Here is a 7,832-nt window from a genome sequence, read left to right as displayed (position 1 = left end):
CAGATTACACTCCATTTCCAGTAAATTTTTGGGAATTCAGGAATTTACTCGTTTGGAATACCGAGAGTATATATAAGATAGCAAAATAAACAGAACCGGTTTTGATTTAAATTGCGATCTTCCTTAAAATGCAAAAAACCCGAAAAACGGGTTTTAACATACTACATTCTTCCCGACCGGAAGATCGAATAAATCATAAATAAAAACATGAGTGTTGCAATGATCGAGCCGATTTCAATGACAGGGAACCTGAATAATAATGCTTGTTTGTCGGCAATGGCGGTCCCAATGATCAAGCCGACCATTAAAATGCTAAAGGAAAGAAGGATGATGCTGAAAGAGAGCCGGTTGCTGATTTTATCCAGCCTTTGCAGGAAGGTTTGCAGTTCTTTTATATTAATGTCAAAACGAAGTCTGCCTTTTTTAACGTTTGTCGTGAACTCCTTCAAATCCTTCGGCAAGTCCCGGATAATTTCCATGTTTTCAATGATGTCATCCAAGGATCTGCTCAGAATATTTTTGGGGCTTAGCCTTTGCTTGAACAATTTTTCGGCGAATGGCTCGACGGCCTTCATCACGCTGAAGTCCGGGTCCAATTTCTTAATAATCTCCTCCATCGTGAGAATCGCCTTGCCGAGAATGGCAATTTCAGTCGGAATTCTTACATGGTGTTGGTAGGCAATGGAAAATACATCGGTGAGCGCCGCCCCCATGCTGATTTCCTTGAAAGAAGCATCATAATAGTTGCTGATCAAGCAATCCAAATCGTACTTGAGGTCAGCCATATCGGTATCCTCGTCGAGCAAATTCATATCGATAAATGTCTTGATCATTCCTTTGGAATTGCCCTGGTGCAAATTAATCAAAAGAGAGGAGAAATGATATTTCAAATCTTCCCTTAATTGCCCCACCATTCCAAAGTCCAAATAGACAACGACATTGTTTGGTAAAATATAGATGTTGCCTGGATGCGGGTCCCCATGGAAAAAACCATGTTCCAGCACCTGGCTGAACATCGAATCGGCCAGCCGCGCGGCAATCAGTTTCCGGTCATATCCTGCTTCATCCAGCTTGTCCACGTGCGTTACTTTGATCCCTTTGATCAATTCCATCGCAAGAACCTTCTTTGAAGAAAAATCCCAGTAAATCCGTGGAATGTGGATAGACGGCTCGTTTTCAAACTGCTTTGCGATCCGTTCCCCATTGCGGCCCTCCACTTCGTAATCCAGCTCATTGCGCAAAGAAGCGGAGAACTCTTCAATCATTTCACGGATCCGGTACCGCCTTGCCAGCTCCATCCTTTTTTCGACCCCTCTGGCCAAATCATGCAAAATATCCAAATCAGTTTCAATAATCGACTGGATGTCCGGCCGTTGAACTTTTACAGCCACTTCTTCACCTGTAAAAAGCTTCGCAATATGTACCTGCCCAATCGAAGCTGTTGCAAGGGGCGTTTGGTTAAACGTATGAAAAAGATTGTCTATTGTATCGCCGAGCTCCAGTTCCACGATTTCAAGGACCTTCTCATACGAAAAAGGCATGACATCGTCCTGAAGCTTCTCCAGTTCAGAAGCAATCTCTTCCGGAATCAAGTCACGGCGGGAGCTTGCGATTTGTCCAAGCTTAATAAAAGTCGGCCCCAGTCCCTGCAAAGCCGTACGAAGCCTGATCCCCAAATCCTTCATAGTTTCATTTGTATCCCGTGTCTTTCCCGACCGGTCAATCAAACCAATGCGAAACAACAAATGACCGAGTCCATTTTTTAAAAAAGCATTGATGATTTCCTGATAGCGCTGGGTGTGCTTGATTCTTCTCCTGAACATTTCCATCCCTCCGGCTGTGTATATAAAAATTAGGGTTTCTTTCATTATAAAGATCGTGGATGTTATTACAAAACTTTCATTCTAAAGGAAAAAACACGTTAAAGATTTAATTTTGCGAGATTGACTATGTCTAAAGCAATTGTATAATAAAGGCATATCAACATAAATAGAGAGGGGGGAAATGTAGTGGAACAAAAACTGGATTTGATTTTAAGTGAGCTGCAAGCTTTGAGTAAGAGGGTTTCGAACGTTGAGCAAAGCATGGCCACAAAACAGGATCTGAAAGCGGTCGAGGAAAGAATGGCCACAAAACAGGATCTGAAAGCGGTCGAGGAAAGAATGGCCACAAAACAGGACCTGAAAGCGGTCGAGGAAAGGATGGCCACGAAGCAGGACCTGAAAGCGGTCGAGGAAAGAATGGCCACAAAACAGGATCTGAAAGCGGTCGAGGAAAGAATGGCCACGAAACAGGACCTGAAAGCGGTCGAGGAAAGGATGGCCACGAAACAGGACCTGAAAGCGGTCGAGGAAAGGATGGCCACAAAACAGGACCTGAAAGCGGTCGAGGAAAGGATGGCCACGAAGCAGGACCTTAAAAACGTCGGGGAAAGAATCGATTCCGTTGAGGAAAGAATCTGTTCCGTTGAGGACAGGCTGACAGCAAAAATAAATAATGTTGAACAGAAGCTCGATCGGCTGTCAGAAAAAGTAGATAGACATCATTTAGAAAGCATTAATGCTGATGACATTCTTTTAAACGAAATCAGGACTTTGCGGGAAAACGTTGTCTTTGTAAATCGCAGGATCGCTGATGCGGAATTGGAGCTTAATGCTCTAAAGCATAGAGACTCAACAGGATGATTGTTGCAGGATCGGATAGAAAGGATCGGATTTTTCAAAGGAACAGTAAAATAAAAAATCCGGATTGTTTACCCTCAAAAAGCAGTCAGTAAGTACCAGAATCCGGATTGTATTTTTCCAAAGCGGATCATATTGGCTTCAAAAGTGGCCGGTACATCGGAAAGCCGAATGGCATCCCATCAAAGTATTCCTTATATTTTACGCAAACAAATCGGGCTGTTTTCTTTGAAATGTTCCATCATGTTATCGAGGATCAGCTGGTTTATTTTTGCTGTAAGTCCGTATTTGTTTTTCTGGACAAACATGATGCCTTCAATCGTGTTTGTTCCCTTGATCATTTCCATCTGGCCGCGGAGTAAAATCAAGGTTTATTGCTTTACCGCGCGATACAATTCAATGGGTACTGCCAATCCCACCTTGCCGTAAACCTCATGCTTTGTCGTCGCAAATACCACTCCTATGACCTGGCCATTTTCATCAATGACAGGGCTGCCGCTGTTTCCACGGTACACAGGAGCTTTCATCATCATGACCTCCTCCTCCCAGCCACTTAATTGGATGGAATCAATGATTGTCCCTTCATTCACGATTCCGTGAAAGCGGAGAGGGTTCCCTATGAATGTAATCAAATCGTCCTTCCGGTAGACCGGCTGATCTGCCAGCTTTAGAAAAGGTAAATTTTCACCCTTCACTTTTAACAACGCCAGATCAATCTCTTCATATGTATCCACGACGTCCGCCGTAAATATTCCGTCGTCGAGAAAATCAACTGTCACCCGCTCATGTCCTTCAATCACATGGAAATTGGTTAAAATCTTTCCATTACTTGAAATCGAAAAGCCCGTTCCCTTACTGTCCCCCGCCGCAATGGTGACAACCGCTTTTTTATAGAATTGAATTTCTTCATTTACTGACAGTCTGGCGGAAGCCGTCAAAAATTCAATGGCAGGTATGGAGTAGGTTTGAAAAACGAAGGAAAAGGTACTGAAAAGGAAAATCGCTGATATTACCCAAAAAAACCATCTTGGAAATCGGCGAACAGGCTTTTCCTTTTCTTTTTCAAGTGCAGCTTTACGAATTGCCTCCTCTTGGGCAGCGTGAACCAGTTCAATCATTTCCTCTTCTTCGAGCTGCTCGATCAAATCGCTGTCAACTTGATGATTTGTTCTTTCCCCCATACGCTCCCACATCCTTCCGTATCATTGTAGCATACGGGGTTTTTTTAGAGTAAAAAAAACGAATTCATGCAGGATGAACTCGTTTGCGACTAGATTATTCTGTCTGAAATTTTTTTACAAAACCTTTCTCTTTTTTGGGCGGTTTCACCCGTTTCATGAATAAAGCCAAAACAAGGGCGACAGCCGCAATGAAAGTTGCCACTAAAAATGAAAATGTAATGCCTTCCAGCGTTGCTTGCTTCGCCAATTCCTTCATTACTTCAGGACTATTTAACGATTTCCCGGCAGCTGCAGCCTTCGCGGCAAGTTCTGTACCCTTCGTTTCCATTCTGTTATTCATCACTGTAACAAGAACCGCCGTTCCAATGGCCCCCGATATTTGCTGCAGCGTGTTGTTCATCGCTGTACCATGGGGGTTGGCCGACATCGGCAGCTGATTCAATCCATTTGTCATCACGGGCATCATGACAAGGGACATCCCAAGCATACGAGTCGTATAGAGCATCATAATGTGATAAATACTGGTATCTACGGCAAGGTTGTGGAAAAGATATGTTGTAATCACGGTTATGGAAAGACCGACTGTCGCTAAAACCCGTGCCCCGTATTTATCGAAAAGCCTGCCTGTAATCGGCGACATGATTGCCATCATGATTGCCCCGGGAAGCATCAATAGCCCGGCATGGAACGGGGAAATCCCCCGCACTGTCTGAACATAAATCGGAGTTAAAATCATTCCCGAGAACATGGAGGCGGAAACAACGACCATGATAACCGAAGATAAAGCAAACATCGGATATTTATAGATCCTGAACTCCAGCATCGGATCTTCCATGCGAAGCTGGCGAAAGATAAAAGCTGTAATTGCAACAACTCCGATGATGATCGTTCCATACACTTCCAAAGCACCCCAGCCTTTATCACCGGCTGTACTGAATCCGTACAAAAGACTGCCAAAACCAATGCTTGATAAAATGAGTGACAAAACATCCACTTTAATATCACGGTTTGGGGTAATATTTTTCAATTTAATACATCCAAGAATTAAAGCCAGAACAGCGAAGGGAAGAACAATTTCAAAGAGGGTCCGCCAACTGTAATGTTCCACCACCCAGCCTGATAGCGTCGGCCCAATCGCAGGCGCAGCCATAATGACAAGACCGAACATTCCCATTGCTGCCCCCCGCCTTTCCACAGGGAATGCAGCGAGCATCACATTCATAAGAAGCGGCATCATCATGGCGGAACCTGAGGCCTGGATCATCCTTCCTGCTATAAGCACACCAAATGAAGGTGAAAAAGCGGCAAGCGCAGTTCCCAATGTAAATAATGACATGGCTGTCAAAAACAATCTGCGGTTCGTAAATTTCTGTATAAAAAATGCACTGGCCGGTATCAGAATCCCATTAACAAGCATATATCCATTGGTAAGCCACTGTACGACGGCTGGTTTTACATTGAATTCCGTCATAATGGTCGGAAGCGCTACATTCAACAATGTATTGTTCAAAAAAGCCACAAATGCGCCGAAAAAAAGTATGGCAATCATGCCATAGGGGGGTTTTTTATGCAATTCTTGTATATCCATCCTGTTTCTCATCCTTTACCATGAAGCTTAAAGTCAAATTTCCCGTTGATTATTACCTTTCATATTCTATACTCTATGTTCAACTTTTTCAATAAAAAAAACTTACTCAAAGAAAAACATTGATAATTATAGGGATAATGGCTACTATAAAATTATACCATTAGTCTATAGGTGATGAAATGAATGCCCGGAAGCACCGTGTCTTATTAACAGCAAAGCGGCTTTTTATAGAAAAAGGCTTTGCCGCCACTTCTGTCCAGGATATATTGGACGAATCACACATCTCAAAAGGAACGTTTTATAACTACTTTTCCTCTAAAAATGAGTGTCTGATGGCCATCCTCATTCATGCATACGAAGTAGCAACCGCCAGAAGACATGAACTTATGATTGGAAAAGATCCTACAGATAAAGATGTTTTTATAAAACAGATTGCCATCAGGTTAGAGGTGAATCAAGAATACCAATTGGTGCCTCTTTTCGAAATCATCTTCCATTCCAAGGACCCTGAACTAAGAGACTTCGTCCAAAAACGCCACTTGACTGAGCTTTCTTGGCTCACAAACCGATTGGTGGACATATACGGCAAGAAAGCACAACCTTATGCCTTAGATTGTGCCATTATGATCGTTGGTATGTTAAAACATTTCATTAACGTATGGGTATCAGGCTTAAAAGAAGAATTGGATACACATAAGCTCATTCGCTTCATCATGCGCAGGACGGATGCCATAATGGCCAATATGATTCATCTCGATGATAAACTGCTCGGGGATCGGATTTTGTTGCCATCCGGAGAAAGTTTGACTGAAGAAACATTTACAAAGGAACAAATACTGGACAGGCTTTCGAACTTCTCCAACTCGCTTGGTGATGATCATAAAAGTAAACAATATATCGAATTTCTTATGGAAGAAATACAATCAGGCCAACCAAGAGTTTTTCTGCTCGAAACCGTTCTCCGTGCCTTCGGAGAAATCTTTACAGGCACCCGTGACGAATTAGAAGCCAAGGAATTGGCAAATGTCCTATACAATTACTTGAAAAAAGCCCAATAAGGGAGATTATCCTCCCTTTTATTGGTTTTTATACTTAAGAAATCCCTTCATTTCCCGGTGTCTTTTACCGAAGTCAAATACACCTCATCATCCCGGATATACATGAACATGCTCTTTTCATTTTCTTTGCCGAGCCATAAATGAATGCCATGTGTTGGCGGGCCTTCCCCGTATTCAACCATCACATCATAATCGGGTTTTGATTATCCACTTTTTTTGGGCGGAAGTTATCGCCCTTTTAAATGCTTTTATGGATTCCTTGCCTGTAAAAGACAGGGATGACATCTTCGTTCATCTTACCCAACCCGTTTGATTCTGATACGTTAATGGCGCTTATTTTTTCGTCTGACAGTTCCATCGTTTCTATATGTGTTTGGCAGCCCATCAGAATACCAGACACAAAATGAAATGATGTATTTCAGGCATGTTTGGAGAAAAAATCAATAAAAGGAATTTTGTTGAATATTTATGCATAAATTTATATAATAATGGACCTCCAAGAATGGCATCATTCATGTTAAGATATGGCTATCAGAACATGGCAGTTTAAATAAAAAAAGAAGAAGGCTCTGGGGAGAAATGATAAAAAGTAAAATAAAAAAGTTGATTGAAGACACGATGGACGCTGTGGGTATGGATGTAGAAATAAGACATGAGCCATGCGGCATCAATATGAGCTATAATTTTATTCTCCATTATGTAGGCTTTGACGCAAAACGGATTCAAACAGCAATAGGAGAAGTTAAGCCTCCCGTTACCCTCGAACAGTATGTGCAGACATTCACATTGCATGAACTGGGTCATGCAATGGACCGTGAAGCTTTGCTTGATTCATTGCCTAGGACAATGGAGAGTTACGAAATAAAGCATACTTGCTCCAAAAAAGAACTGTTTTCCAACCGGAAAGCACTGGCCATGCTCCTCGAAGAACATGAGATGAATCTGCAATTTGAGAAAACCGCCTGGAAAAACGCTGAAAAGCTCAATAGGATGTACGGTCTGGTGGATTGGGCCATTTTTGAGCAGATGAAACAACAGGGACTCATCACTTACAAATTGGTTTACGAAAAAGATTTATTGAGACATGAGCAATTATTACAACAAGCCGAAAAAATTGCATACTGAAACCTCTCCCCATTGAAATGGGGAGGTTCCGGGACCCTAAAGGGTCACGGTTGCATTGCGACAAATCGCAATGGCGCGTGTGTACTTTGTGCTTTTCCCATTTCCAGATGAGGTTCTGGTTTCGGACTGGAGCTTTTCCACACGACGTTCGCGCACAAATCGTTCTGTCGAACGAGGGGACTCGCTCGAGGCTTCCCTT

At 42.6% G+C, this 7,832-nt stretch carries 7 protein-coding genes; 3 read left to right on the top strand and 4 right to left on the bottom strand.

What is annotated here, in order from left to right; all coding sequences use genetic code 11:
* Positions 1–161: 161 nt before the first annotated feature.
* Positions 162–1,823, bottom strand: coding sequence for an ABC1 kinase family protein (locus tag AB1L08_RS20605; RefSeq protein WP_413066492.1), 1,662 nt, complete (start codon positions 1,821–1,823; stop codon positions 162–164).
* A gap of 186 nt (positions 1,824–2,009) precedes the next feature.
* Here AB1L08_RS20605 and AB1L08_RS20600 point away from each other — a divergent pair, with 186 nt between their 5' ends.
* Entirely contained in the window at positions 2,010–2,684 is a 675-nt protein-coding gene (locus tag AB1L08_RS20600) for a hypothetical protein (RefSeq protein WP_413066491.1), read from the top strand.
* Positions 2,685–3,052: 368 nt separating this feature from the next.
* Here the strand turns inward: AB1L08_RS20600 and AB1L08_RS20595 are convergent, their stop codons facing one another.
* Together AB1L08_RS20595 and AB1L08_RS20590 are read right to left on the bottom strand one after the other, a co-directional pair.
* A complete protein-coding gene (locus AB1L08_RS20595) occupies positions 3,053–3,862 on the bottom strand; it encodes a S1C family serine protease (RefSeq protein WP_413066490.1) in 810 nt (269 codons plus the stop codon).
* 94 nt (positions 3,863–3,956) lie between these two features.
* Entirely contained in the window at positions 3,957–5,450 is a 1,494-nt protein-coding gene (locus AB1L08_RS20590; RefSeq protein WP_413066489.1) for a DHA2 family efflux MFS transporter permease subunit, read from the bottom strand.
* 179 nt (positions 5,451–5,629) lie between these two features.
* On the opposite strand from AB1L08_RS20590, the gene AB1L08_RS20585 reads away from it, so the two are divergent.
* Positions 5,630–6,508 carry a TetR/AcrR family transcriptional regulator gene (locus AB1L08_RS20585; protein ID WP_413066488.1) on the top strand — a complete coding sequence of 293 codons (879 nt, stop codon included), beginning with the start codon at positions 5,630–5,632 and terminating at the stop codon, positions 6,506–6,508.
* Between the two features lie 238 nt (positions 6,509–6,746).
* Here AB1L08_RS20585 and AB1L08_RS20580 read toward each other — a convergent pair whose 3' ends face one another.
* Positions 6,747–6,893: a hypothetical protein gene (locus tag AB1L08_RS20580; protein ID WP_413066487.1), complete on the bottom strand. Its 147-nt coding sequence runs from the start codon at positions 6,891–6,893 to the stop codon at positions 6,747–6,749.
* A 194-nt stretch (positions 6,894–7,087) separates the two neighbouring features.
* Between AB1L08_RS20580 and AB1L08_RS20575 the strand changes: the two genes are divergently transcribed.
* Positions 7,088–7,633, top strand: coding sequence for an ImmA/IrrE family metallo-endopeptidase (locus AB1L08_RS20575; RefSeq protein WP_413066486.1), 546 nt, complete (start codon positions 7,088–7,090; stop codon positions 7,631–7,633).
* The last annotated feature ends 199 nt before the right edge of the window (positions 7,634–7,832 follow it).

Origin of the sequence: Siminovitchia jepli (genome assembly GCF_047228825.1) — a bacterium.
Classification (GTDB): Bacteria; Bacillota; Bacilli; order Bacillales; family Bacillaceae_C; genus Siminovitchia.
Note: the sequence above shows the minus strand (reverse complement) of the source record. Positions and strands in the feature narration are given on the sequence as shown.

What these genes read in the sequence shown, in the direction of transcription:
- AB1L08_RS20605 (WP_413066492.1), bottom strand. Translation starts at nt 1,823, where the DNA reads ATGTTCAGGAGAAGAATCAAGCACACCCAGCGCTATCAGGAAATCATC.
- AB1L08_RS20595 (WP_413066490.1), bottom strand. Translation starts at nt 3,862, where the DNA reads ATGGGGGAAAGAACAAATCATCAAGTTGACAGCGATTTGATCGAGCAG.
- AB1L08_RS20590 (WP_413066489.1), bottom strand. Translation starts at nt 5,450, where the DNA reads ATGGATATACAAGAATTGCATAAAAAACCCCCCTATGGCATGATTGCC.
- AB1L08_RS20585 (WP_413066488.1), top strand. Translation starts at nt 5,630, where the DNA reads ATGAATGCCCGGAAGCACCGTGTCTTATTAACAGCAAAGCGGCTTTTT.
- AB1L08_RS20580 (WP_413066487.1), bottom strand. Translation starts at nt 6,893, where the DNA reads ATGGGCTGCCAAACACATATAGAAACGATGGAACTGTCAGACGAAAAA.
- AB1L08_RS20575 (WP_413066486.1), top strand. Translation starts at nt 7,088, where the DNA reads ATGATAAAAAGTAAAATAAAAAAGTTGATTGAAGACACGATGGACGCT.